Source organism: Thermogladius calderae 1633, from assembly GCF_000264495.1.
Taxonomy (GTDB): Archaea; Thermoproteota; Thermoprotei_A; order Sulfolobales; family Desulfurococcaceae; genus Thermogladius; species Thermogladius calderae.
On record NC_017954.1, the window covers coordinates 1,044,683 to 1,069,795 of the forward strand.

Below are 25,113 nucleotides of genomic sequence, written 5' to 3' on the forward strand. Positions count from 1 at the left end.
ATAGGCGGGTTCTACCCCTAAGATGGCACCCTACTGGTGGCTACCGGGCATCAAACCCCTTGCTCGCTCACCGGACCAGCTGTATCCCGTTAATCCCCCTGGCGGCTTGGTCGCCTAGCGAGGCCCAGCACTTGCTGGACTACTCTCTCGGCACCTGTCGACGCCTCGAAGGGCTTTAGCTCAAGCACTACTACGTCGGGGCACCCCAGCGACTCCAACAACTTTTTGGCTTCGACGCCTTTGCCTCCCCAGCCGTGGACGTCTACGAAAAGCACCTTGCCGCAGCCTGTCTTGTGCGCCACCAGCTCGAGCGTGTACTTGACGAGGGGAAACATACTATTCTCGTACACGGTTGAGACGACCACAATTAGGCCGGCTCCGAGAGCGTCGTTGACGATGTCGCTGACGTGGTGGCGGTGCTTGTCGTTGAAACCGTGCAGGCTGACCTCCACGCCCTCTTCTTTGAGGCGCCGGCTCAGCTCTACAACTAGCTTCTCCGAGTGCCCGTACATTGAGGCGTAGAGAAGCAGGACCTTACCGCCTCTGCTAGTAGACCAGTCCAGGTATAGGTCGAGTAGACCGCTTGCCTCCGCTCTATCTAGGACGAGTCCGTGGCCGGGAGCCACAAGCTCGCTCGACGATATCGCCTCTTTTAGCTTACCGGACGCCTTCACCACGAAGTCCCTGTAGTGGGCTACGACGTCGGCGAAGTACTTGCGTGCGAGGGCGTAGTACTCTCTCCTCTGCTCCTCGCCGAGCTCCCTTAAAGCTACGGCCCTGTGGGAACCGAAGGAGCCGAAGATGTCGCAGGTGAAGAGCACGCCCAGCTCTTCTACTTGCGACACGATGGTCTCAGGCCAGTGGAGCCACGGGACGTGGCTGAACCTCAGGGTCAGTGAGCCTACCGACATCCTCTCGCCGTCGGCCACCGGCTTGAAGTCGGGCTCCAGCCCGTAGAAGTCCTTGATGAGCTTCCTGGTCAGGGGGTGGCCGAGGACCCTCACCCCCTTCTTAGCCTCGAGCACTTCAGGGAGGGAGCCCGAGTGGTCTGGCTCCATGTGGTTGACTACTACATGGCTAAGCCTGTCGAGGACGCCTAGCTGCCTCAGCTTGTCGACTAGGAGAGGCCCGTAGCCGGTCTTCCAACCGTCGACGAGGATCACGCCCTGCCCATAGTCGACAACGTAAGCGTTGTAGGACACACCCTCGGGGATCTCCCAGAGGGCCTCGAAGAACTTAGTCTCGCCGTCGACCAGCTTAAGGACCTTAACGCCCGGCTTGACCTCGCCTACAACCACCTGGAAAGACCCGTGGTCTTCCACCGAGTAAGCCGGCACCGTAAACCCTCACACCCCGTTATGTCAGTAGATTCTAATAAGCTCAGAACCACGAATCTTAGGAGTTTCTCCCCTGCCAGCTGGTATCAGAGGACTCGTCCCACCCTGTTTAGGCGTTGACCACAGTGCGCAGTGTGCCCCGGGATAGGAGGCTCAAGGACTCACTTCTCCTGGCCTTTCTAGGCGTGGAGTGTGGTGAATCCGGGATACACGAGGGGCTTAGCCTATAAAAGGGGTTTAAACCGCTACTCGCCGGAGTTACCCGGCGCTATAACACACGAGATCGACCGGCTGGGATACTAACGCGAAAGGCCCGTGTCGTTTGGGGGGAGGGGAAAAACTATTTGATCTTCCTCCTAGCCAGGAGGACGACAACGTACCCAATGACCGCTATAGCCATCAACGACCCCACGTACAATGGGTCGGTGTACTTCTCCATGACGGTCACGAGGCTGACAGACGTCCAGGTTGTAGTGCTTGTCTGTGTTATAGTACTTGTCTGTGTTAGAGTCTGCCAGGAGGTGACCGTAGACGTTACATACGAGGTGACCGTTTCAGTCTTCGTCTCCACCATTATGGTGTAGATTGGGCCTGTTATTGGTAGAGGGGTGCCAGTAGAATTCAGCGGTGGCTGTATACCGAGTAACATGGCAACAGTCGGCGCTACGCTAGTGGACTGGACCAGCCCGAGGACGCCGTGCCCGACGCCGGCCCCCACAGCGGCGAAGACCGCGTAGAGCTCGGGGTAGTAGGGCAGGTCCTGGTGGTTAGCGGTAATGGTCTTCAGCGGGACTACGTCGACAAACGGGCTCCCGGTAGGGGAGAAGCCTCCCAATGGAGCGTAGCCGGGCTTCGTGCTGATAACCACGTCCCCGACTCTGTCACCCCAGAGACCGAAGGCCGCTGCCTCGCTCTTCTTCATGACCACGCTGAACACCGGCTCCTGGGTCACGGGGTCTCTGACAGAGGCTAGGGCGTCCATGACCTTTGCGACAACGCTGTCGTAGTCTGACGGGTCTACGATCCCGCCTGCCTCCCTGCCCTTCAAGTTGATGAATACCTGGTTGTACCCGTTGTACCACGCAACCGTCTCGTTCAGTAGGACTACTCCACCACTCCTCTTCAAGAGGCCGGCGTTCTCGAGAATGTTGTTTACGTACACCAGCTTGGCCACAGGCCACTGGCCGTGGTCCGACACAACGATGACCGCCGTGTTCGAGAGGTCGACCTCCGTGAGTATCATTTGTACGAACTCGTCAGCCCACTTCACAGCCTGCTTCACGTAGTTGACGTACTTGGGAGCCGTCTTCGGGTCGTAGTAGGGCATGCTCGGGTCTGTAAGGCCGAGGAACTGGTGGTAGACGTTGTCTACTATCGGGGTGTAGGTCATCAGGAGATTCCAGTCCGTGTTCTTGATAAGCCACCTCGTGAACTCCATGAAGAACCTGTTCGCGAAGTAAACCGTCTCCATGTAGGTGTCCTCGTCGTACCAGCCGTTTGCAAGACCGAAGTAGTCGCCGTCCGTTATCATACCCGTCTTCGTCACGACCTCGTTCCAAACCCTCCAGGCAACATCCCTATTGCTGAACCACCTAGTTGCGGTCTCAAACGGCCTCGTGAGGCTCCTGTATACTCTGAAGTTTGTCAAGGAGAGGTTGAGGGCCTTGAAGAGCGGCGCTATAACGTATGTGTTCCCCTTGTAGACGAGGGTTGTGTTCAAGGGCTTGCTCCACTCCCCCTCTCGCAGGACAGCCAGGGCGTTACTCAGGTCCTTAGACCTCGGGACTATAGCGACCCTGTCGGGGGTGCCCGAGCCGGTGGTGTCTACTATGTAGAAGTACCAGGTCTCGTCGCCGAACGTGAACGAAGCCTCCCAGGCCTTGTACACGGTGAGCCCAGGCAAACTACCGGTCCAGCCGGAGGCCTCCGCCACGTTCACGTAGTAGGCGGCAGGGACCGAGCGGTTGGTCGTGTAGAGGGCCGAGTTGGACGGCGGGCCCATGGAGGAGTCGTAGGGGTTGAACACCATCGAGCCCCTCATCTTCCCCTCCCAAGCCCACGGGTCGCTCTGCGGGAAGGGGTTCTGGTTTCATAGCGGTTTGTGTTGGTTGATATCTCCGCTCGCCTCATCACCCCCTATCTAGCCTCCTCACCCGCTCTTCGGGAGCCTGTCTCCCTCGAGCGAATGAGGTGCTTCATAGAAGCCCTTCCTCCCCCTCACAACTGCTCATCGAGTTCATAGTGGGCTCCTCAATATATTTATTTTGGACAGAAACGTTTATAAGCATTTCTGTCATTCGATTATGTAGGGGACTGATGATGTCTGAGACTTTCGTATTTAGGGCCACTCTTTCTAAGCTTGGGAGAGGAAAGTCCCTTGGCATCTATATTCCTAAGAGTGTTGCTATGAAGATGAAGCATCTGTATGGTAGAGAGGTGGTTGTGGTTGTCTACACTGTTGTTGAATAGAGAGAACATAGGGCGACTCATTGAAGCGGTGGCGGTGAATGGAAAACTGGTAGTAGAAGACGGGGAAGACTATATGAAGCTACTTAGGCTGGCGAGAGCCTATTCAAAGACCGTGAAGGCATCGGTGAATTATGTCATTAAGGGTGTCTCGCACAGCGATACGTCTAAACGCCTATACAGTATATTACCGGACTATGTGTATCTCGAAACAGCTTATAAAAACGCTAAGACCATAGTGTCGTCTGCGACAAAATGTGAGATAAAGAGGTTCTGGACTGCCTCGAGGGGGAACAGGTTCGACTATGGGAATAGGAATATAAAGCTGGTACCTAGAGAAGGCTTCTTTGAAGTACTGATTAAATATCCTTGGGACAGAAGCTGGATTAGAGCTAAAGCCTTCTTCGGCGAGAAGTACATTCCCATGCTTAGAGAGCTCGTGGAGCTGGCAAGCAGAAGAGAAGAAGGCTATGGTGTGGTAATAAGCTTTAAGGAGTATCCCAAGATACATATTCAGGTTCCTATACAGCTATACCTGAAACACTTCTCGAATACCCAGCAAACCAGTGGCAGAGGCTTTGTGGCTGGTTTTGATTTGAATAGCGATAGGGTCAATATGGTAATTGTGGATAGAGATGGCGAAATAGTTTATGTGAAGAGTGTTAGGTTCCCCGAGGTGACGTCACACGGTTCTCCTGCCGAATTAAACAAGCAGAAAAGACTGCAAGCATTGTCTCGTTTAATCAGGTTAGCAAAGCTAGTGGGGGCAACCCATGTAGCTTTCGAAAACCTCCTCGATATTAAAAAGAGGAGGTATACCAGAAGCCCTAGTGCTAATAGGAAGATAAGTAGATTCGCTAAGAGGCAGCTTTTACTACACGGTATATTGAGGAGCTTGAGAGAGGGATTGTGTGTAGTGCTAGTAAACCCGAAGGGCACGACAAAATCAGAAGAGCACGAGAGGATCATGAAGACGAGAGGGCTAGACAGACACATGGCATCCGCATACCTAATAGCCTTAAGAGGGCTAAGTAGGATTCATATCAATAGCTATAAACAGACATAAAACCCAAAACAGCGGTCGTAGGGCGTAACTCGGCGGTGTGACCGAGACCAATAGGACTGCGAGCACTATAGCGAGGACGAGCGCCCTATTCATACAACACCCTCATTAGAATAAATTTGTCGGCGCGAGGGTATAAGCCTGCGGAGGGTAGAGCGTTCAAGAAACCAGCGACCACGAGCACACAACGCCTAAGCTAGATGACAAGCCACAGAGTAGGGCTACGGGTTGGCCTAACGGGCCGGGCTCAGCCCTTTTCTTCACTTCACCAGTCCGTGGAGGTGCATTTCATCACTACTCTAACTATCCCGCTAAGACGGCTTATAATCCCCCGACATGGGCGGGCAGCGTTTAGTCGTAGACCCACACTTTCTTCCTAACCTCGTCTATCAGTATTATCGCTGCCGACGGTAAGAAGGCTATGACCGCTAGTTCGACCGGGCCTAACGGCACTACGCGAAACAGGCTGCTGAGCGGGGTGTACAAGACGATCAACTGGAGTCCCAACGAGGCCAGGAGAGCCGGTGGCAGCCACTTGTTCCAGGCCAGCCTGAAGAGCGAGTGCCGCTCGCTACGCGAGGCCATCGCTCTACCGAACTCTGAGAGGGCTATCGTAGTGAAGGCGACCGTCCTGGCGTACTCGAGCCCCTTGGAGAGGGACTGAGCGAACAGCCCTATCGCGAAGGCCGCTATGACTACACCGGTGAGCGTGTAGTAGAGCAGCTTCTTCCCTGTTACCAGCCTCGCCCCTCTCGGCCTGGGCGGCCTCGTGTAGAGGCCCGGCTCGGGGGGCTCTAGACCCAGTGCGAGGGCTGGGAAGGCGTCTGTCGTCACGTTGATCCAGAGGAGGTGGACCGGTTCGAGGATGTAGGGCAGGCCTAGGAGCTCCGCTCCGAAGACGGAGCTGACCTCGCCGAGGTTGCAGGAGAGTAGGTAGGAGATCGGCTTCTTCAGGTTTTCGTATATCCACCTCCCCATCTTGATCGCCTCCACGATCGTAGCGTAGTTGTCGTCTAGTAGAACCAGCTGAGAGACCTCCTTAGCGACGTCCGTCCCCCTGACTCCCATCGCGACCCCGACGTCGGCCTCCTTGAGCGCTGGGGCGTCGTTCACGCCGTCCCCTGTCATGGCGACCCTGTACCCCCTCTTCTTCAGCGCCCTTACGATCCTCAGCTTGTGCTCGGGCGTTACCCTCGCGTACACGGAGACCTTGTCAACTACCCTCGCGAGCTCCTCGTCGCTCATCCTGTCTAGTTGCCAGCCCTCTAGGACGTTGTCCTCGCCTACCTCGAGGCCGATCATCCTCGCAACGGCCATGGCTGTGAGCTTGTGGTCCCCCGTGACCATGACCGTCCTCACACCCATCCTCTTGGCCTCCTCGACAGCCTCCCTCACACCCTCGCGTGGAGGGTCTATGATAGCCATCAAGCCGACGAAGACGAGACCGTTCTCTGGGTCGTCCCCCTCGCCTGACAGCCTCTTGTACGCGATGCTGAGCACCCTGAACCCCTGTGAAGAGTAGTACTCGATCCTCTTCATGACCGTCTCCACGTCTAGTGGCGTAATCGCCTCCTCGCCCGAGGGCCGCAAGATGCCCGCGGAGTTCTTTAGTACCACCTCGGGGGCGCCGGTGACCACGGAGACTAGGCCGCCGTTGTGCTCGTGCACCGTGCTCCTCATCTTCCTGAACCGGTCGAACGGGTTCTCCGAGACGAGCCTGTACTTCTCCTTGACCTCGCCGACCCTACCTGGGCCGACGACCTTTACACCCATCACGAAGACGGCCAGCTCGGTCGGCGACTTCCTAGTCGCCAGGCTCTCCAGGCCCGCGACGTCTATCGTGTAAGCAGTGTGTGCTAGGGCCAGCTCGCCCACTTTCTCGAGCAGGCGATCGTCGGCGTCTCGCGTAATCGGTCTCGCCTCCCCCTCGACTCTGAAGCCCTCGCCCGTGAACTCGAACTCGCCGCCTGTTGTCCAGAGGTACTTGACCATCATCTCCCCCCTGGTCACAGTACCCGTCTTGTCCGTGCAGATCACGTTGACCGAGCCCAGCGCCTCGACGGCGGCCAGTCTCCTCACAAGGGCCTTCTTCTCCGCCATCTTCCTAGCCCCTATCGCGAGCAGGCCCGTCGCAATGGCGGGGAGCCCCTCCGGGACTGCTGCGACGGCCAGCGCTATGGCTACGAGGAGGGCTGTCAGTAAACTGGTCTTCTCGACGAGGAGCGTAGTCGCGAAGACGACGCCGGATATCCCGAGTATTACAAAGCCCACCTTCCTACCCAGGTCCTCCAGCTCCACCTCTAGGGGAGTTGGCTGCTCCTCCGCCTCCTCCACGGCCCTCGTTATCCCCCCCAGCAATGTCCTCGGCCCTGTTGCCACCACGACACCCCTGCCCCTCCCCCTAACCACTGTGGTTCCCATGAACGCCATGTTCGCCCTGTCGCCGAGGGGGGTCTCAGGCGGGAGTACTTGCTCGTGGTCCTTCTGGACTGGAGCGGACTCGCCCGTGAGAGAGGACTCGTCTACCTCTAGGTTGTCGCTCAATACAAGCCTGAGGTCGGCCGGTACCCTGTCCCCCTCCTCTACCAACACTATGTCTCCCGGCACCAGCCTAGAGGCCTCCACGACCTTGGTAACGCCGCCCCTGATAACCTTGGCTGTCGGCGACGCGAGCTTCCGCAGCTCTTGCAGCGCTCTCTCGGCCCTGTACTCCTGGACAAAGCCCATAACGCCCATGACGAAGACCACGGCGAGGATCAGGGCGGCGTCTAAGAGCTCCCCTAAAAACCCCGAGATCACGCTGGCGGCCACGAGGATCAGTATCAGGGCGTTCGTGAACTGCCTCGCGAAGATCAGGGCCGGGTGCCTCCGCTTGGCCTCGAGGATGTTCGGGCCGTAGGCCTGGAGCCTCCTCTCCGCCTCCTCCTCGCTCAGACCCCGGAGGCTCGACCCCAGCTTCTCAAGAACCTCGTCCACGCTCAGCGAGTGCCACGGAGCGGTCTCGACGCTTGTCTGCCCCAATACGGTTCCCAGGACGAGTTAATACCGGTGACCGGGTAATATAAGAGAGATGGCAAGCCGGGTGGTCTAGCGTCGACACAAGGGTAGGCGGTCTAGACCGTCCATGGCCCCCGCGGGCGAGGCTTCAGGAGCCCCTGCGAGACGGCTACGCTAGGTGCCTCGTCTGCGAAAGGGGGTGTACTATACCCCCCGGTGGGCGTGGGGCCTGCTGGAACTACACCAACGTGGGCGGCGTCCTCTACGCGACGGGGTACGGGAAGCTGAGCGCAGTCGAGGTCAGGCCGATCGAGATCAAACCCCTGTTCCACTACTGGCCTAACTCCCTGGCACTGACCTACAGCAACTACGGCTGCAACTTCTACTGCCCCTGGTGCCAGAACAACCACTTAAGCTACGCTAGGCCACCGGAGCAAGGCGAGGTCACGCCTCTGGAGGAGCTGGTCGAGCTCGCCATATTGAGCGGGGCCGACGGGTTGTCGGCGAGCTTCAACGAGCCGGCTACCCAGTTCGACTACGTCGTCGACGCTACCTTACTCGCTAGGGAGAGAGGGCTCTACTCGATGGTGGTCACCAACATGTACTACACCGAGAGCGCGCTCAGGAAGCTTGTGGAGGCGGGCGTCGACGGCTTCTCGGCGGACGTCAAGGGGTGCCCGGGTATGACGAGGGCGCTCAAGGGAGTAAGCCACGAGGTGGTGTTCAGGAACGCGAGAGCGGCACTAGACCTAGGGGCGCACGTCGAGATGGTCTACCTCGTCGTGACAAACACGAACGACAGCGAGGACTGCTACAAGTGGATAGTAGACAAGCACCTCGATTTACTCGGGACGGACGTCCCTCTCCACGTCAACAGGTACTACCCGGCCCACAGGTGGAGGGAGCCCCCGACACCGCTGAGCAAGCTCATGGAGATAAGGGAGTACGCTAGGAGGAGCGGGCTGAACTACGTCTACGTGGGGAACGTCGGCGACCCGGAGCTCGAGACTACCCGCTGCCCGAGGTGCGGTAAAGTGCTGGTCAGGAGGTCTGGTTACAGGGTCACGTACTTCAACGCTGTTCGGGAAGAGGGGAAGTACAAGTGCCCGAGGTGCGGGCTCACTATACCGATACGGGGCAGGTACGTGCCGTGAGAGCACAGCCTCCCGCGGGGTCTTCAGAGGGAGGAATTCCTTTCATCTAGTCAAGGCGACCGAAAGGTCATCATCTGTATTTACAGAAGTTATTTTACTCCGTTATTAAATCCTAATCTGTAGGGTGGTCCCCTTTACACGGAAGCCTGTTCTCCCTACCCCCTGGCACCCGGCTCGCGCTGATGGGTAACGAGGCTATTGCGAGGGGGGCGTGGGAGGCTGGCGTCCGGGTGGTCACGGGCTACCCCGGGACGCCCTCCAGCGAGGTCATCATGACTTTCCACGAGGAGGGGAGGGGTCTCCCGATTTACGTGGAGTGGGCTGTCAACGAGAGGGTCGCCTTCGAGATAGCCTACGGAGCCGCTATAGGCGGCGTAAGGGCGCTGGTCACGATGAAGGCTCCGGGCCTGAACGTAGCCAGCGACCCCGTGCTCTCGGCGGCCTACTCGGGCGTTGAGGGCGGGCTGGTGATACTGGTTGCGGACGACCCAGGCCCTCACACCACGCAGACGGAGCAGGACAGTAGGTGGTACGCTAAGCTCTCGAAACTCCCCATGTTCACCGCGTCTACCCCGCAGGAGGCCAAGGACACCGTGAAGAGACTGTTCAGGGTCAGCGAGGAGCTGAAGCTTCCGGTCATCTTCAGGACGACGACTAGGCTCAACCACGCTGTGGGCGACGTAGTCCTAGGCGAGGTCGAGGAGCGCGACGCGAGACCGTCCTTCAAGAAGGACCCCCCGAGGTTCGTGAGAGCCGGGATGAAGTGGAACTTGGAGAGGCACGCCTGGTTGAACGGTGTTTTGAGGAGGGTCGAAGAGGTCGCGTCTAGCCTCGGCTTCAACAAAGTGGAGGGCTCGGGCGAGTACTGCGTGGTCACAGAGGGCGTCGCCTACAACTACGTCTACGAGGCCCTCAGAGGGCTCGGGGAGGCCCGAGTCAAGGTCCTGAGGGTAGACCAGCTGTACCCGGTCCCCAGTAAGTTCCTCGCGGAGAACCTGTCTAGCTGCCGGAGGGTGATCGTTGTCGAGGAGCTGGACCCCTACCTCGAGGCCGAGGTCAAGAAGCTCGCGTACGAGGAGAGGCTCGGCGCCGAAGTAATGGGGAAGGAGGAAGGCCTCCTCCCGCTGGAGGGGGAGCTTAACCCGTCCCTCGTAAAGGGGGCCTTGTACAGGTGGCTCGGGGTACCGCAGGGGCAGGAGTCCACGCCGGCCGCTGACGTGAGATTGCCCGAGAGGCCTCCCCCTCTCTGCCCGGGCTGCCCGCACGCCTTCAGCTATATAGCGCTGAAGCTCGGTATAGCCAGGGCCGGGTACAAGCTCAGCGAGGTCCCGGTCTTCGGCGACATCGGCTGCTACGCGCTCAGCGTGAACAGGCCTATCGAGGCGATCTGGACCGAGCACAGCATGGGGGCGAGTATCTCGATGGCTATGGGGCTCAAGGTCGCCGGCTACGACAAGCCCGTAGTCGCCACTATCGGGGACTCGACTTTCTTCCACGCGGGTATACCCTCCCTCATAGAGGCCGTCCACAAACGCGTCGACATGTTGGTGCTGATCCTAGACAACAGAGTTGTAGCCATGACAGGGCACCAGTCGACACCCAGCTGGGAGGTCACCGAGTCGGGTAGGCAGGCCCGGGGGATCGACATAGTCGAGGTCGTCAAGTCCATCGGGGTAGACGAGGTGGCGGTAGTAGACCCCTACGACTTCAACAAGATGGTCGAGACTGTAGCGTCCATGATCAAGAGGCCGGGGGTCAAGGTGTTAGTAGCCCAGCACCCGTGCCGACTAATGGAGGTCAGGCAGCTCAAGACGGTCAAGAAGTACAGGGTTATAGAGGACAAGTGCACGGGTTGCAGGGCGTGCGTCAACGTGACTGGCTGCCCAGCACTCTACATCGAGGACGGGAAGGCGAAGATCGTGGAGGACGACTGCACAGGCTGCGGTCTGTGCGCTAGGTTCTGCCCGTACAAGGCTATAGTCGAGGTGGGCGGGGCTTGAGCAGGGTGTTCAACATCCTCATATCCTCGGTAGGCGGGCAGGGTGGACTGACGCTGTCGAGGATAATGGCCGTGGCCGCTGTGAGGCAGGGGCTCAGCGCGAGGACTGGAGAGACGTTGGGGATGGCGCAGAGGTTCGGTAGCGTTCTCAGCTTCGTGAGAGTCGGTGAGGACGTCCAGTCACCGATATTCGGCCCGGGCGAGGCGGACTACATCATCGGCCTGGAGCTCTTCGAGACTGTGCGGGCCACGAGGTATCTCCGCGACACCGGAGTTGTCTTCGCAGCCGACGAGTACAAGCCGCCGGTCAGCGCCAGCCTCAGCCCGAAGCCAGCCTGGGGGAGGGAGAATGTCCTTAGGTCCCTTAGAGAGACACTGGGCGAGAAGCTCCTAGTGGTCCCCGCCAGGGACCTAGCATTGAGGGCCGGCTCGGCTAGGGCCATTAACGTGGTCATGCTCGGGGTCTTCAACGCGCACGCACGCCTCTTCGCCGACGACGTCGTGTACGAGGCTATCAAGAGCGTTCTCCCGGGGAGGGCGGGGGAGGTCTCCGTCAAGGCTTACGAGCTGGGCAAGGCCTTCTACGCAGAGAGGGCGAAGAGCGCCTGACCTCCTGGTGGTCGTGTTTGGGGATCAGGCTGTGCATAGGTAGCGTGAACCCGTCCAAGGTGCGGGGGGTCGTGAGCGCCTTCCAGAGCTACTTCCCCGTCTCGGATGTCAGGGCGGTGAAAGTGGAGACCGGCCTACCGCCGCAGCCGATCGGCCTCGACGTGATCGTCAGAGGGGCGGAGCTGAGGGCTAGGCTCGCGATGAGCGGGGACTGCGACTTCAGCACGGGGGTCGAAGCGGGTTTCTACAGGTTTGGCTCGACCTACTTCGACGTCGAGGCCGCGTACGTCGTCTCGAGGGAGCTCGGGGAGTCGCTGGGGTTCTCCCCCTCGTTCCCGGTACCCCCGTGGTTCGTCGATGAGATACTGTCGGGGAGGTTCAGGGAGCTGGAGGAGATAGTCGACAGCCTCTACAAGACGGAGAACATAGGGGAAAAGACGGGCTTTATCTCGCTCCTCACCAGGCACGTCGTGGTGAGGTCTGAGCTGTCGAGGCTGGCTACCCTGATGGCGTTGACGAAAATACTCAATAGAGAGCTGTACGAGAAGGGCGCTCTACGCTAGCTCCTTCTTCCTCCTCACGTACAGGTCTATCTCCTCAGCAGCCCTCTTCCCGTCCGCCATGGCCTCAACGACCGTCGACTCGCCTCTTATAGCGTCGCCCCCCGCGAAGACGCCGGGCAGGCTCGTCATGAGGTGGTCGTCCACGGCTATCGTCCCGTCCTCGTTGAACCTCAGCCCGCTCTCCTCCATCAGCACCCTGTTGGGTTCAAGCCCTATCGCTATGACCACAGCGTCCGCAGGGATCTCGACGTACCTACCCGTCCCGACGATCTTCTTCTTCCCTCTCTGGTCGAGCTCGTTCAGGGGCTCCATGACCTCGAACTTAACAGCCTTGACGAAACCGTTCTCGTCGCCGATGAACTCGACTGGCTGCAGGTAGTACTTGAACTCCACGCCCTCTTCCTCCGCGTGCAGCACCTCGTCTCTCCTCGCCGTCTTCAACATGTCCTCCCTGTCCCTCCTGTAGACGACGACCGGCTTACTGCCCAGCCTCAGGGCTACCCTTGCCGCGTCCATGGCAGTGTTACCGCCCCCGATTATCACCGTGGTCTTCCCGACGTTGATCGGGGTATCCCACTCCGGGAAGAGGTGTGCCCTCATCAGGTTGACCCTGGTGAGGAACTCGTTCGCAGTGTATATGTTGTTCAAGTCGACGCCCGGGACGTCGAGTAGCTTGGGTGTACCGGCGCCGCTGCCGATGAAGACGGCGTCGTACTCGCTCGTAAGCTCGCTCAACAGGACGGTCTTCCCCACAACGTGGTTCAGCCTGATCTCGACGCCTAGGTTCTCGATTTTCTTGAGTTCGTGGTCTAGGACGCTCCTGGGCAACCTGAACTCGGGTATCCCGTAAGCCAGCACGCCGCCAGGCCTGTGGAGGGCCTCGTATACGACGACTTCGTAGCCTCTCAGCCTGAGCCAGCCGGCAACTGACAGCCCGGCAGGGCCCGAGCCGACCACCGCCACCCTCCCCTTGACCCCGCTGTTCTTGGACACCATCTCGGCAAGGATCTTCTCGTCCAGTCCGTTCTCCCTCGCGTAGTCGCCGACGTACCTCTCGAGGAGGCCGACGGAGACGCTCTCGCCTATCTTGGAGACGACGCAGTTGCCTTCACAGAACCACTCCTGGGGGCAGACCCTGCCCGTTATAGAGGGGAAGAGGTTGTCCTCGTAGACCTTCCTGGCGGCCGCCTCGAGGTCGCCCTTGACAATGTACTCTAGGAAGGCCGGGACTTTGACCTTCAACGGGCACGCCTTCGAGCACGGGGCGAACCAGAGTGGGCAGCGGAGGCATCTCGAGGCCTCTCTAACAGAGGTCTCGTAGTCGTAGCCCAAGACCACCTCGCCGAAGCTCCTCAGCCTCTCGCTTACGGACAGGACCTCGGGCGTGAACCTCTTCTTGACCACACGTGACATGACCGCTCACCTGGCCAGGTACTTCTCCAGTGCGATCTTCTCGATCTTCTTGAACCTTGCGTCTCTCCTCAGGACGTCGTCCCAGTCGACCAGCCTGGCGTCGAACCAGGGGCCGTCCCGGCACGCGTAGGCTATCACGCCGTTGTACCTGACCCTACAAGACCCGCACATCCCCGTCCCGTCCACCATTATCGTCCTAACGAGAGCGTAGACCTTCGCGTCCAGCCCCGCCGTTGCCTCTGCGAGCTTCTTGAGGCTGGCCAGCGCGCCCCCGGCGAAGACGGCCTTAACCTCTCTGCGGGCCACGAGCTCCCTCAGTAAGTCGATGTAGTGCCCCTTATACCCGGCAGTACCGTCTAGCGTCGTTATGTAGTGCTCGTCGGCGTACTTCGTAGTCAAGTACTTCTCCGGGTACACCTCCTTCTCTGTCTTGAAGGTCTGGATCGATATCACCTTGTTACCCAGCTTGGCGAGCTCCTGGGCTAGACCAAGCTGCTCGGCGTGGCCGCAGACAGCGTCGGACGCCAGCACCACTGTCCCGTAGTCCTCCAGCTTCAGGGGCTTACCCAGAGGGCCTGATACAGCGTACAGCGAGCTCCCCACCCTGAACTCTCTGTAGAGCTCAACCGAGGTCTTCCCGAGCTTCTTAATGAACATCCCCACCCTGCCACCGTTAATTGTTGCGACCGATAAGGGGACGCGCTCCCCCTTCTCGTGGGTCATGATTATCACGAACTGGCCTGGCTTCCAGTGCTTGGTGACGTGGGGGGCCTCTACCTCTAGGTAGTAGTCCTGGTCGTTCAGGTCTTCCTTCATTGTCACACGGAACATGTTAACACCTTTCGTTAGACCTACCTAACCAATAATTATGGTAAGGATATATAAACGGGCTATGTAGTAGACGTTCGGCTATGTACGCCACACCCTCTCTACTCATATGTAAAGCGTTGCCGTGTAGTAGTGGGTGAGGAGGTGTACGGTGAGCTCTGAGTACCGCGAGGAACTCGTCTCAGAGGCTAAAGGGCTGGTCGTGAGAGCCCTCTCTGACTACCTGGCCTCCTGTTGCCGGGCTCTCGTATCGGCCGTGGAGATAACGGGGCAGAAGAAGGTCACCATATCGCTCCGCGGGTTGTACAAGCGTTTCACCCCTACACCCGGCTTCGACAAGTTGAACCATGCTGTAGAGTACTTGCTCGAGTGTGTGCCAGGGGAGGAGCTGAGGGCCCTCCTCAGGGTAGTGGAGATCGGTGCAAGCGGGAAGGAGTACTACATCGTGGTCGACTCCGCTATACTGAGAGAGGTGTGCCGTAGCCTGGCCGGGGGGAACCTTTAAATCCGCTAGACGGGGGGTTACAACATTGGATGAAGAACCGTCGAGCGGCCGAGCGGTGAGGAGATCCCCCTAACGGACACGGCCGGTTCTACTCCTCACCCCCGGCTCTCGGGCCGGACGAGACGGAGTAGCAGGACTGCTGAAACGGTGTTCGAGAAGAGGCTGAAGACCGCCACTAGGCTCGGGGAGGAGGCGGCGAGTACGAGTGCGACGAAGCCGCCGACCATCCAGGAGAGCCCGAAGAACACGCTGAGTAGCCCGTAGGCCAGGGGTCTAAGACCCCTGTCCACAACCCCGACCAGCCCTGCTCTCACAATGCTCTCCTCGCCGCTCATTACGATACCCCAAGCTAGTGAGGACGCTAGGGCTAGTACCCTGAGCCTCGTGGAGAGGAGGAACGCGAACAATGTCGAGAGCGCTGGGAGTACTAGGAGGGTCTTCAACGAGTGCTTGTCGTAGAGGACCCCGAGAGGGACGGCGACAACGGCGTCGACGAGCATGGCGGCAGTGTAGGCTAGCCCCACCTCCACGTCGCTCATGAGGCCCCACGTCTTGTAGAGGTAGGACGCAACCGACCAGTGTATGAAGCCCAGGCCGAGGAAGCTGATCGAGGCGGTGTAGAGCCAGAACCTCGAGCCGAGCTCCCTCATACCCGCCCTTACACTCCTCTTCACTACACTCCTCACTCTAGGGTAGAGAAACGCCGAGGTTACCACTAGCGCTATCGCGAATACGCCTGGGACAAACAGGAGGCTGAAGGCTAGAGGGTAGCCGCCGAGACTCAGGCCCGCCACCACTATTAGGGGGCCGGCGAAGGCGCCTAGCTGGTCGAGGAGCTCGTGTACTCCGAACCCCTTCCCGACCCCTAACGGCTCCGCTACCTCGGAGAGTATCACGTCCCTGGCAGGCGTCCTCAGCCCTTTACCCACCCTGTCCACGGTGTAGAGGAGCACAGCCTGCCCCCACGAGGTGGCAAAGGCGAGGAGGGGTATGCTCAGGCAGGTCACAGCGTAGCCCGTCACCGTTAGAGCCCACAGCGCGGCCGAGGAGCCTATGTAGGTGGCCAGGAGTCCGCTGAGGAACCTGAGCAGCGTCCCCACGAACTCGCCTAGACCAATTAAGCCGACCATGACCTGCGGTGTCTTCAAAAACTCTAGGAAGGCCCCGCTGACGCTCCTACCACCCTCGTAGACCACGTCGGCCATTAGAGACACTAGGCTCAGCAAAAGGAAGACCAGTAGAGTCCTTCTCAAAGCATGCCCTCCCTCCGCCTGTATTGTCCGCCTCGGTAAATAACGGTTAGCCTGTGAGTGAAGGAGGCTACTTGCCAAGGGCAGCCCTGGCCCTATCTACGAGCTCTCTCATAAGCTTGCTGAAGAGGAAGCCGCGGGCCCTCTCGCGGGCGTTTCTCGACATCTCCTTCCACCTCTCCTCGTCTTTCAACAGCGCGTCTACAGCGCTCGCCGCGCCGTTCACGTCGTCGGGGCCGTTGACGTGCACACCGTCTACCCCGTTCCTCACCAACCACTTCTGCCCGTAGACCGCCGAGGTCACCACCGGGACCCCACCGTACATGAACTCGAGCTGTGTAAGACCGAAGCCCTCCATCCGCGACATTATGATGTTCAGGTACGAGGTCTTGACCAGAGCCGCCTTCTCCTCGTCCTTCAGCTCCCCAGTCAACACTATGTTCTTCAGGCCTCTCACAGTCCTCTTCACCTCCTCCCACTGGTCTCCGGGTCTACCAGCTATCACGAAGAAGACGTCCCGCCTGTCCTTGAAGTGCCTCGCGATCTTCGCAACGGCAAGGGGGTTCTTCCTGTACTCGACAGTCCCCAGGTAGGCGACCACTTTAGCGTCCTCGGGTATCCCGTACTTCTCCCTGAAAGACCTCGTGTCAGCCCTGTCTACAAGCTCCGCGAAGTCGTCGTCGAGGCCTCCTGGGAACAAGTGGATGGAGTCCGGTGGAGCGCCCATAGTGACCATCTCCTCCGCTTCAAGGGGAGTGAGGACTAAGACCATAGAGCTGGCCTTGAAGATGAACGGGAACGCTGTAGTGTTCCAGGCCATCCTGTAAGTCCTCTCTACGAGAGAGTACCTAAGGGGGTCGGGGGGCTGGTAGTGGCTCATGTGCCCCATTACTGTCGGGGGTATTCTCTCGCCCAGGCTCCTCATGAGCTTCTTCCAGAGGACCCACCTGGCAGTCTCCTCCGGCCCGTTCCAGAGAGTCGAGTGAGTCACAACGAAGTCGAGGCCCAGCTCCCTGTCTATGTTGATGAGTACCGTGACGAAGTCCCTGAACACTATCCTCCTCGGGGGCCAGGTCGTCTTGTAGCTCGCCACTCTAATAGTCGGGAGCTTTATCGCGGGGTCCTCGCTGTACACCACGTAGTTCTTACCGGTCAGCTCTGCCTCTCTCTCGCTAACCACAGGGTTGCCGTCGTGGTATATGCTAGTGATGTACCACGCCTCCAGGCCGAGCCTCTTCGCGAACTTGACCATTCGCTCCGCGACCAGCTCCTGGCCCTTGCTCGCAGAGGACTGGTACATTATGCTCGCGAAGTTCATTGCCTCTTGACCCTGCCCAGGATGTCGGAGACGATTTTGCCTACCGTGAGGATGATCATTATCACCGTTAGGCCCCAGACTATCGGGATGAGTATCTGTGTCAGGGTCTTCACGTTGATCCCGCCGACGTCGAGTGCGAAGACCAGCACCGCCAGGTAGAAGAGTAGCCTGAGGTACTCTCCTACGGGGGTGAGGAACTCGAGCGTCCCACCGGGCTCGCCGCCCTTGTACACGTAGCCTACGAAGGCGTCGACTAGGATGAAGCCCACGACTATTACGATAAAGGCCTTCACGAAGCCGAAGACGTAGACGTATACTATGTCCAGTATCACCGCCGCGGCTACGGTGTTGTTGACGAGGCTGAACCAGGTGGCGAGCCCGAGTAAGGTCCCAGCGACCAGTACAACCCACATCGAGACCCTACCGAAGAACTCGCCTACGGTCATACCCGACCTCAGGATCGCCCTCCCTAGGTGGAACTTTATCATCCAGTCCGAGAAGCCCGTCTTACCCGCCATGTAGGTTATGAAGTACTTTACGAGCCTGCCGATGACGTATGTGACGATGACTATTGCGAGGAGTATCAGAGTGGCTATTACGTAGTCTAGGAGAACGCTAGTGGAGAAGAACACCCATAAGCCACCTGTGTAAGTCCTTGAACTCGACTATGTAGTCGAAACTTAAAACTCTAACCATGTGCCGGTTGTACTCGTGGAGGACGAGAACCTTCACGTCCGCCTTCTCGAAGGCTGGTACGTCGTTCTCGCTGTCGCCGAAGTAGTACACCCTCCCGACCCCCAAGAGCCTCCGTGCCACGTCTATAACCCTCGACTTGTCGGGCCTCGCCGCGTAGACGTCGACAAACGGGCTGCCCCGGTAGCTCAGCACGTACAGCCCGCTCTTCTCGGCCTCGTCGAGGAACGAGCCCAGCCCCTCGGGCTCGCTACCGCAGGCCCTGTAGTCTATGGAGACCCCCAGTAGCCTCTTCTCCAGCGACCTCTTCTCCTCAACGAAGACGCACTTCTCCCAAGGGTACATGTGCAAGAGCCTCTCGAGCCCCTCCGATCTCCCCCTCTCAACCACCTCCCTCGCAAGCAGGTAGTAGTCGCCAGCCACAATCTCGAGCCCGGTGACCAAGCCCAGTATTCTGGCCCACGGCGCCCTCTCCTTCACAAACCAGTAGTCCTTGCTGGTCGCGACACCGAGGAGAAACTTCTTAGATAATCCCTCCAGCACGGACGCGAGCTCGCGGGAGGGGAAGGCCCTCTCCCTCGGGGCGTCAATGGGGCTGAGAGTACCGTCATAGTCGAAAATCAACGCCTCCATCCCAACACCACAGGAAACTACTAAGAAGGACCACCCCTTATAGCCTAGAGACTTTTAATAGCGTTCACGACGAGAATAGTTTAAGTAGGGGTTGTTTTGTAAAAACCAGCTCTGACAGGGATGGGATAGCCATTGAGCCGCGGCTACCAATGGTTTGCCGATGCGGCGGCGTCTCGGATAGCCTTCAGTACACGACCAAGGCCGGGAAAATACACTGTACTGCTCTCACTTGTGACCCTAGTCCTCATAGTAACGTCGCAAACCCTAGTAGCCACAGTCTTCAACTACAGCCCTGTTACCTCTAGAGTGCAGCCGACCGCACCTCCAGTTACACTACAAGGGATACCCACCACCTACTGCCTACTGCTCAGTAGAACGAGTAGAGGGGCCATATACTACACAGACTTCGAGCAGTACCCTCCCCAGGGATGGAGTGCTAATGGTGGAGCTTGGCAGAACACGACAGGATACAAGGGGAGTGGTCTATCCGGTAGCGACAATAATAGAGGTATTGGCGGGGCATCCCAGTACTACTACAACACACTGGTGTCATCCTACTCCTCGCTCTGGTTCTCGGTGAAGGTAAGGTACACTAGCGGAGGTGGGTATTACGGACTAGCTATTCTGGACTCAAGGGTAAGGTCGATGGTGACCATAGAGATCACTACGGGGGGAAGTCTTGAAAGCTGGTCGTATATTAATGCGTGGACTCGATTGTATTCCACACCAATACCAAACTACAACTCGGCAAACTGGTATGTGATAGTAGTCAACTACACCTACTCGGCGGGGACGCTCACCCTCCAAGCCCGAGTCTACGACGTCTCGGGGAACCTGCTTGTCCAGCGCACGTGGTCAGTAGGGTTCACACCCGGGTACATCGCGTTGGAAGTCGATGGCGTGACCGCGGTCTTCGACGACTTCATAATCTCCGTTTCTGACCCCAGGTATGTCTCCTTCGTGAACATACCCGCGGGCTACAGTGTTGAGGTCTGGGACAACCTCGGCAACCTTGTTTCCTCCGGGGTCTCGACCGGGGCCACCTTGTCTCTCAACGTTGTCTCCGACATAGTTGTCGGGACAGGCACAGACGGCAGGATACTAGTCAAGGGTTCAGACGGGGCTCTATGCCTCATTTACACGGAGCCGGACTCTATCTTGGGGGATGACGTGTACAGCCTAGTGCTCGGGTCTTTAAGCTATAATCTCGGCGCGAACAGAACCTCTATAAGCGTTAGTGCGACCTTGTCCAGCTCGCCCACGTCCTACACGGTGGTCGCTTTTCTAAACGCGTCGAACACGGACTCCAAGGCCTACTACGCTAGGCTGGTTCTCGATACGGCTTCTAGTAGCTTAACCGGTTTAACAGCCAATATCGCTCTCCGCTCACCCGGCGGGTACTCCACGCCTATAGTAGTGGTCAACGGCGTCGCGCAGACGACCTCGACGAGCTTTGTCCTACTACCCACGGGCGGATACGTTGTCGCCAATTTAACGGGCTACGCGACTGCGGGTAGTAGCGGCGTCCTGAACATGCTGCTGGAGTACTGCTCCCTCGGCAACGAGCAAGGAGTGTGCGTTTACTACCCTGTTACGCTCTCCTACCGGGCGTGACGACCTCGAGCCGGCCGCCTCCCAGCAGGCCTAGTCCAGCGGCTTGGCAATGTAGATCCCGTCCTGGTTCTCGACGACTCTGGCCCTGACCTTCCTCGGGGTATAGTCTTCGACGCCGACCAACGTGACGACCACCCTCTCCTCGGGGTCGACGGCGATCGCCTCCCCTCTTAGCCAGCCGGGTAGCCTCACGTGGAGGTCGACGACCTCGCCCCTCCTGTAGATCAGCGGTATCCTCGGGGCTCTCCTGAACCCCATGTCTATCTTCCTGTAGTCGAGGACCACTCCGAACCTCTCCTCAAGGGCGTGGATGTAGTCGTAGAACTCTCTCCAGGAGGGCTCCCTAGCCCCGGGGACCTTCCTCCCGTACTTGTGGGCCTCGTACTTCTGGACCCCGAACCCGGGGAACCTCTTCCCGACGCCTATTCTGAGACCCCACTCTATTACCCCGACGATGTCCTCGTCGTTGACCCCCGGTATCCAGACGGGCGCGAGCATGACGTCTACCCCGGTCTCCCTCACCGTGTACTCCACTACTTCCACGACCTTTTCGACCCTGTACCAGGGGACTCCTGTCAGCCACCTCGCCTTCACAGGGTCCAGCGTGTCGACGCTCACGTTGAGCCTGTCGAGCCCCGCGTCCCAGAGCCTGTCCACGAGCTGTCTAGTGAGCGTGAAACCCCTCGTCTCCATCGCCACCCTGGGCACGAACCCCTTCAGCTCCTCCACTACCCGGGCTATCTCCGGGTGCGTCGGGGGCTCCCCCACCCCGTCGAGCAACGCCTCGACCACCTCCCCGTTCTTCAGCCTGTACGCTAGTCTCGCCCAGTCCAGTAACCAGTCGGCGTCGACCACGAACTCGCTCAGCCTCCTCCTCGAGTAGGGGCCCGCGTCGACGCTACAGTAGACGCAGTTGTAGGGGCAGAGGGTCGTGGCCCTGACCTGGAGTACGTTAGTCCCCCTGTCCAAGACGCCGAATGCTATGTGCCCGAAGAGCGGGAGGTCGTCAACGTAGACTAGGGTCCTGCCGCCCCACACTCTGGTCGTCTTCAAGGGCCTACACCGCTCTACTCGCCTAAGTCTCGCTGGGCGAGTGTCGGCCTACTGCTCACACCAGCACGCTACTGTTACTGTTTATTAATCGCCTCGGATAAAGATAGAGGGGAGACTGGGAGAATGGTTATACCAGGGGGCAGCTACAGGAGGGGCCCGCCCCCCTACCTTACCATAGGGCTGATCGCCGCGAACACGGCTGTCTACGTCTACACCAGTTATCAAAACTACCTTTTGGAGTCCTCGGCGTGGTCTATCTACAGCTTGGGGTTCACCCCCTACCTGCTCTTCTCCAGCCCTGTCCAGGGGCTCATCAGGGTCTTCACAGCGATGTTCACCCACGCGGACATACTACACATATTCTTCAACATGTACTTCCTCTACTTGTTCGGCTACAGCGTGGAGAACTACCTGGGCAGGCTCAGGTACCTCCTCGTCTACTTCGCCTCCGGGGTCGTCGCAAGCCTCTTCCACACCGCCTTCTCCTCCGTGTCGAACTGGGGTCTACTCATGACGCCCGCTGTTGGGGCTAGCGGGGCGATATCAGGTGTCCTGGGCGCGTACCTCATACTCTTCCCCAACACCAAGATGAGCATGTGCACGATACTCGTCATCCTCCCCGTGTGCTTCCCAGTGGCTTCCTACGTCTTCATGATACTCTGGTTCGCCCTCCAGGTGATATACGGGTACTTCACAGCGACCACCATAGCCACCTTCGCCCACGTAGGGGGCTTCCTGACGGGTATACTGGGCACGTGGCTCATAGCGCGGAGGCTCACGAAGCAGTACCAGCAGACTACCGGGATGTCTCTAGCAGACATACTAGGCTCGCTAGGGATAATACTCAGGGGTAGGAGGGGCCTGGGTAGGGTAGCGAAAGGCGTCCTAGTGGCGCTCATACTCGCTGTCGTAGCAGGCTACCTCTACGGTGCTCTAGGGTCGGTCTTAGCAGGGCCCCAGACCTACGTCTTGAGCGTGAGCGCCGACGGTGTCGGCGACAAGGTCTTGATGGTCCTCCAGGGCGGGGCGGTCTACGTGACGACGAGCCAGGTGGACGAGGTCAGGGTCTTGATCAACAGGCTACGAGACACGTTCTTCTACGACCCTGGCTCGGCTAACAACACTAGGGTAGTACAGGAGTCGTACGCCACGCAGGTCTCGGGCGTCTCTGTACCGGTCGAGCTTAATGCCGAGGTCACTTACGGCTACAGTGGTGTACTCGAGAACGCGACCGGCGTAATGCTGTCACGTGTAGTCAACGTCAACCCCTACACCGGGGTCGGGCGGCTGGGGCCTAGTATACAGATATCCTTCAACATCAGCGCTGCCGAGGTGAACTGGGCCGTGGGCGTCCTAGCCCTGGACGTCCTGGCGATCGCAGTCTCGTCTGCCACTGTTATGGCCGTACTGAGGTCTGACGAAGCCTCGGCGATAGGCGAGGAGCTCGACTTACTGCCCTTCGCCTAGCCCGGTATCAAGCACCCGCAATGGGCCCCCTTCGCGTACAACGTATCAAGCAGGGCACAGGCAATCCGAGGGGTTCCAACAGTACAACGCTAAAGAACGAGTAGGCCAATGGAGGGGCTGGGTTCAAAAACTACGTTGAAGGGGCCGCCCGGGTCTCGAGCATTCTCTTGACCTTTATAGCCCTTATAGTCTCCTCTCTGTAGGCCTCGTCGAACTTCATCGATAGGTACCTTATAGTCCTCTCGAGGCGTGGGATGTAGACTTTCTCCAGCATGTTGACCACCCGCTTGAGCCTGGAGATCTCCGCCCCGATGTTCACTAGTGTCTTCTCGTACTCCACGACCCTGGCCACGGACTCCAATATGTTGTTCCTCACAGCTTGTAGAGAGGCCAGCTCGGGCAACAAGTCGGGCTGGGGCTCCAGTCGAGTAGAGGGCTCGTAGGTGAACGTCCAAACCCCCAGTATGTTCTTGTACCTCGCGTTCAAGTAGACATCCCCCTTTACGGCTACTGTCTGGGCCTCAACAGCCCGCCAACCGTGGATAGACATGGCCGTGTAGTAGGAAGCCAGGGCCTCGGAGAGGAGCTTGTTCAACCTCCTCCTCTCCTCCACGAGCTTGATGAGGGTCTCGCGGAAGGTCTGGAGTAGGAAGGACTCCCTGTCCTTGAGTATGTTGTAGTACCTCCTCGCCAGGGATAGCCTCTTCCTCAGCCTAATAAGCTCCAGCTTCGTGGGCCTGCTGATCTTGATTAACTGCGTGCTCACCTAGACACCCTGTACTTCGGGTGGTACTTCTTCACGAACTCGTCCCTGATCTTAAGCTCCTCTTCGGGGAGTATTGCCAGCAAGTCCCAGGCCAGGTCGAGCGTCTCCTCTATGCTCCTCCTCTCGGTCTCGCCTTGGTTTATGAACTTCAGCTCGAACTCGTCGGCGAACTCGAGGTACTTCTTGTCCTTCTCGCTCAGGGACTCGACGCCGACAATCGCGATTATCTCCCTGAGCCTCTGCCCCTCCGCATAAGCCGACATCAACTGGGAGAACACCTGGTGGTGGTCCTCCCTGGTTTTGCCGGGGCCTATACCCTCCTTCATCATTCTCGAGAGGGATAGGAACACGTCGACTGGCGGGTAGATGCCCTTCCTCCACAGGTCTCTCGAGAGGACTATCTGGCCCTCGGTGATGTACCCGGTGAGGTCTGGTATCGGGTGTGTTATGTCGTCGTCGGGCATTGTTAGGATCGGCATTATTGTGACGCTCCCCTTCTTCCCCTCCACTCTACCAGCCCTCTCGTACATCGTGGCTAGGTCAGTGTACATGTAGCCAGGGTAGCCCCTCCTACCAGGCACCTCCTCTCTAGCAGCCGATATCTCCTTCAGGCTCTCGCAGTAGTTCGTCATGTCCGTGAGGATCGCCAGGACGTGCATGTCCTGTCTCCAAGCCAGGTACTCCGCGGTGGTGAGCGCGACGCGTGGTAAGGCGAGCTTCTCCACGGGGGGCGCCGAGGCGGGTGCCAGAAACGCCACAGTCCTGTCTATTGCGCCCATTCCTTTCAGCTCGTTTATGAAGTACATCGCCTCCTCGAACGTGACCCCCACAGCACCGAAGACCACTGCGAAGCTCTCGCCACTGCCCTTCACGCTCGCCTGCCTGACTATTTGCATCGCAATCTTGTTGTGTGGTAGCCCGGAGCCGGAGAATATGGGGAGCTTCTGACCCCTCACCAGCGTGAGCATGCCGTCTATGACCGAGATACCCGTCTCGATGAACTCCGACGGGGGCATCCTGAGAGCCGGGTTCAAGGGGTCGCCGTGTATGTCAAGGTAGTCCTCGGGGAGTATCTCCGGGCCCCCATCTATAGGCTTGCCCAGCCCGTTGAATATCCTGCCCAGCATGTCCGTGGACACGGGTATCTTGAGCGTCTCGCCTCTCAGCCGGACGGTCGTCTTACCCGGCGTTATCCCCAGGGAGGAGCCGAACACCTGTACGACCGTGATCTCCTGGCTTATGTCAACGACCTGCCCCAGCCTCGTTTCTCCCTCTACGTCGATCTCGACTAGCTCGCCGTAGGCCACCTTGGGTAGCGACTTGACGAAGACCAGCGACCCCTTTGCGCCGGTTATCTGCCTAGTCTCCCTGACGTAGAGGGGCAT

The 25,113-nt window shown here is 58.8% G+C and carries 20 protein-coding genes; 8 read left to right on the forward strand and 12 right to left on the reverse strand.

Annotated features, from left to right (window positions below; translation table 11 throughout):
* Nucleotides 1-89 precede the first annotated feature (89 nt).
* Entirely contained in the window at nt 90-1,337 is a 1,248-nt protein-coding gene (locus TCELL_RS05700) for an oxygen-binding di-iron domain-containing protein (RefSeq protein WP_014737783.1), read from the reverse strand.
* A gap of 340 nt (nt 1,338-1,677) precedes the next feature.
* Nucleotides 1,678-3,378 carry an alkaline phosphatase family protein gene (locus TCELL_RS05705; RefSeq protein WP_014737784.1) on the reverse strand — a complete coding sequence of 567 codons (1,701 nt, stop codon included), beginning with the start codon at nt 3,376-3,378 and terminating at the stop codon, nt 1,678-1,680.
* A 384-nt stretch (nt 3,379-3,762) separates the two neighbouring features.
* On the opposite strand from TCELL_RS05705, the gene TCELL_RS05710 reads away from it, so the two are divergent.
* Nucleotides 3,763-4,869: a hypothetical protein gene (locus TCELL_RS05710; RefSeq protein ID WP_014737785.1), complete on the forward strand. Its 1,107-nt coding sequence runs from the start codon at nt 3,763-3,765 to the stop codon at nt 4,867-4,869.
* Between the two features lie 348 nt (nt 4,870-5,217).
* Here TCELL_RS05710 and TCELL_RS05715 read toward each other — a convergent pair whose 3' ends face one another.
* Nucleotides 5,218-7,887, reverse strand: a complete 2,670-nt coding sequence (locus TCELL_RS05715; protein ID WP_014737786.1) for a cation-translocating P-type ATPase — start codon at nt 7,885-7,887, stop codon at nt 5,218-5,220.
* Between the two features lie 224 nt (nt 7,888-8,111).
* On the opposite strand from TCELL_RS05715, the gene TCELL_RS05720 reads away from it, so the two are divergent.
* The 4 genes from TCELL_RS05720 to yjjX all read left to right on the forward strand — a co-directional run bounded on the left by TCELL_RS05720 (nt 8,112) and on the right by yjjX (nt 12,188).
* The gene (locus TCELL_RS05720) at nt 8,112-9,017 is read left to right on the forward strand and encodes a radical SAM protein (RefSeq protein WP_014737787.1); all 906 of its coding nucleotides are present in this window, start codon (nt 8,112-8,114) and stop codon (nt 9,015-9,017) included.
* A gap of 182 nt (nt 9,018-9,199) precedes the next feature.
* Nucleotides 9,200-11,017: an indolepyruvate ferredoxin oxidoreductase subunit alpha gene (gene iorA, locus TCELL_RS05725; protein ID WP_014737788.1), complete on the forward strand. Its 1,818-nt coding sequence runs from the start codon at nt 9,200-9,202 to the stop codon at nt 11,015-11,017.
* A gap of 5 nt (nt 11,018-11,022) precedes the next feature.
* Complete coding sequence (locus TCELL_RS05730) at nt 11,023-11,625, forward strand: indolepyruvate oxidoreductase subunit beta (RefSeq protein WP_238529060.1); 603 nt, start codon at nt 11,023-11,025, stop codon at nt 11,623-11,625.
* A 17-nt stretch (nt 11,626-11,642) separates the two neighbouring features.
* Complete coding sequence (yjjX, locus tag TCELL_RS05735; protein WP_014737790.1) at nt 11,643-12,188, forward strand: inosine/xanthosine triphosphatase; 546 nt, start codon at nt 11,643-11,645, stop codon at nt 12,186-12,188.
* On the opposite strand, the gene gltA is transcribed toward yjjX, so the two are convergent.
* Nucleotides 12,180-13,601, reverse strand: coding sequence for an NADPH-dependent glutamate synthase (gene gltA / locus TCELL_RS05740; RefSeq protein ID WP_048163291.1), 1,422 nt, complete (start codon nt 13,599-13,601; stop codon nt 12,180-12,182). The genes yjjX and gltA overlap by 9 nt on opposite strands.
* Nucleotides 13,602-13,607: 6 nt before the next feature.
* A complete protein-coding gene (locus TCELL_RS05745; protein ID WP_238529002.1) occupies nt 13,608-14,432 on the reverse strand; it encodes a sulfide/dihydroorotate dehydrogenase-like FAD/NAD-binding protein in 825 nt (274 codons plus the stop codon).
* Between the two features lie 148 nt (nt 14,433-14,580).
* Between TCELL_RS05745 and TCELL_RS05750 the strand changes: the two genes are divergently transcribed.
* Nucleotides 14,581-14,934, forward strand: coding sequence for a hypothetical protein (locus TCELL_RS05750; RefSeq protein ID WP_048163294.1), 354 nt, complete (start codon nt 14,581-14,583; stop codon nt 14,932-14,934).
* A gap of 95 nt (nt 14,935-15,029) precedes the next feature.
* Here the strand turns inward: TCELL_RS05750 and TCELL_RS05755 are convergent, their stop codons facing one another.
* The 4 genes from TCELL_RS05755 to TCELL_RS05770 all read right to left on the reverse strand — a co-directional run bounded on the left by TCELL_RS05755 (nt 15,030) and on the right by TCELL_RS05770 (nt 18,828).
* Nucleotides 15,030-16,187: an MFS transporter gene (locus TCELL_RS05755; protein ID WP_014737794.1), complete on the reverse strand. Its 1,158-nt coding sequence runs from the start codon at nt 16,185-16,187 to the stop codon at nt 15,030-15,032.
* Between the two features lie 67 nt (nt 16,188-16,254).
* Nucleotides 16,255-17,502, reverse strand: a complete 1,248-nt coding sequence (locus TCELL_RS05760) for a glycosyltransferase family 4 protein (protein WP_014737795.1) — start codon at nt 17,500-17,502, stop codon at nt 16,255-16,257.
* Nucleotides 17,499-18,134 carry a hypothetical protein gene (locus TCELL_RS05765; protein ID WP_014737796.1) on the reverse strand — a complete coding sequence of 212 codons (636 nt, stop codon included), beginning with the start codon at nt 18,132-18,134 and terminating at the stop codon, nt 17,499-17,501. Before TCELL_RS05765 ends, TCELL_RS05760 begins: the two co-directional genes overlap by 4 nt.
* The gene (locus TCELL_RS05770; protein WP_014737797.1) at nt 18,118-18,828 is read right to left on the reverse strand and encodes a trehalose-phosphatase; all 711 of its coding nucleotides are present in this window, start codon (nt 18,826-18,828) and stop codon (nt 18,118-18,120) included. Before TCELL_RS05770 ends, TCELL_RS05765 begins: the two co-directional genes overlap by 17 nt.
* 231 nt (nt 18,829-19,059) lie before the next feature.
* Here TCELL_RS05770 and TCELL_RS05775 point away from each other — a divergent pair, with 231 nt between their 5' ends.
* Nucleotides 19,060-20,442 carry a hypothetical protein gene (locus tag TCELL_RS05775; RefSeq protein WP_014737798.1) on the forward strand — a complete coding sequence of 461 codons (1,383 nt, stop codon included), beginning with the start codon at nt 19,060-19,062 and terminating at the stop codon, nt 20,440-20,442.
* A 30-nt stretch (nt 20,443-20,472) separates the two neighbouring features.
* Here TCELL_RS05775 and TCELL_RS05780 read toward each other — a convergent pair whose 3' ends face one another.
* Nucleotides 20,473-21,495, reverse strand: a complete 1,023-nt coding sequence (locus TCELL_RS05780; protein WP_014737799.1) for a radical SAM protein — start codon at nt 21,493-21,495, stop codon at nt 20,473-20,475.
* A gap of 123 nt (nt 21,496-21,618) precedes the next feature.
* On the opposite strand from TCELL_RS05780, the gene TCELL_RS05785 reads away from it, so the two are divergent.
* Complete coding sequence (locus TCELL_RS05785) at nt 21,619-22,962, forward strand: rhomboid family intramembrane serine protease (RefSeq protein ID WP_014737800.1); 1,344 nt, start codon at nt 21,619-21,621, stop codon at nt 22,960-22,962.
* A gap of 130 nt (nt 22,963-23,092) precedes the next feature.
* On the opposite strand, the gene TCELL_RS07340 is transcribed toward TCELL_RS05785, so the two are convergent.
* Entirely contained in the window at nt 23,093-23,728 is a 636-nt protein-coding gene (locus TCELL_RS07340) for a V-type ATP synthase subunit D (protein ID WP_014737801.1), read from the reverse strand.
* Nucleotides 23,725-25,113 carry a V-type ATP synthase subunit B gene (locus TCELL_RS05795; protein ID WP_014737802.1) on the reverse strand — a complete coding sequence of 463 codons (1,389 nt, stop codon included), beginning with the start codon at nt 25,111-25,113 and terminating at the stop codon, nt 23,725-23,727. The genes TCELL_RS07340 and TCELL_RS05795 overlap by 4 nt, the downstream gene beginning before the upstream one ends.

Excerpts from the sequence above, each read along its gene's own strand:
- TCELL_RS05705 (WP_014737784.1), bottom strand. The coding sequence starts at position 3,378 with ATGAGGGGCTCGATGGTGTTCAACCCCTACGACTCCTCCATGGGCCCG.
- TCELL_RS05710 (WP_014737785.1), top strand. The coding sequence starts at position 3,763 with ATGGTAGAGAGGTGGTTGTGGTTGTCTACACTGTTGTTGAATAGAGAG.
- iorA (WP_014737788.1), top strand. The coding sequence starts at position 9,200 with ATGGGTAACGAGGCTATTGCGAGGGGGGCGTGGGAGGCTGGCGTCCGG.
- gltA (WP_048163291.1), bottom strand. The coding sequence starts at position 13,601 with ATGTCACGTGTGGTCAAGAAGAGGTTCACGCCCGAGGTCCTGTCCGTA.
- TCELL_RS05745 (WP_238529002.1), bottom strand. The coding sequence starts at position 14,432 with ATGTTCCGTGTGACAATGAAGGAAGACCTGAACGACCAGGACTACTAC.
- TCELL_RS05760 (WP_014737795.1), bottom strand. The coding sequence starts at position 17,502 with ATGAACTTCGCGAGCATAATGTACCAGTCCTCTGCGAGCAAGGGCCAG.
- TCELL_RS05770 (WP_014737797.1), bottom strand. The coding sequence starts at position 18,828 with ATGGAGGCGTTGATTTTCGACTATGACGGTACTCTCAGCCCCATTGAC.
- TCELL_RS05785 (WP_014737800.1), top strand. The coding sequence starts at position 21,619 with ATGGTTATACCAGGGGGCAGCTACAGGAGGGGCCCGCCCCCCTACCTT.
- TCELL_RS05795 (WP_014737802.1), bottom strand. The coding sequence starts at position 25,113 with ATGCCCCTCTACGTCAGGGAGACTAGGCAGATAACCGGCGCAAAGGGG.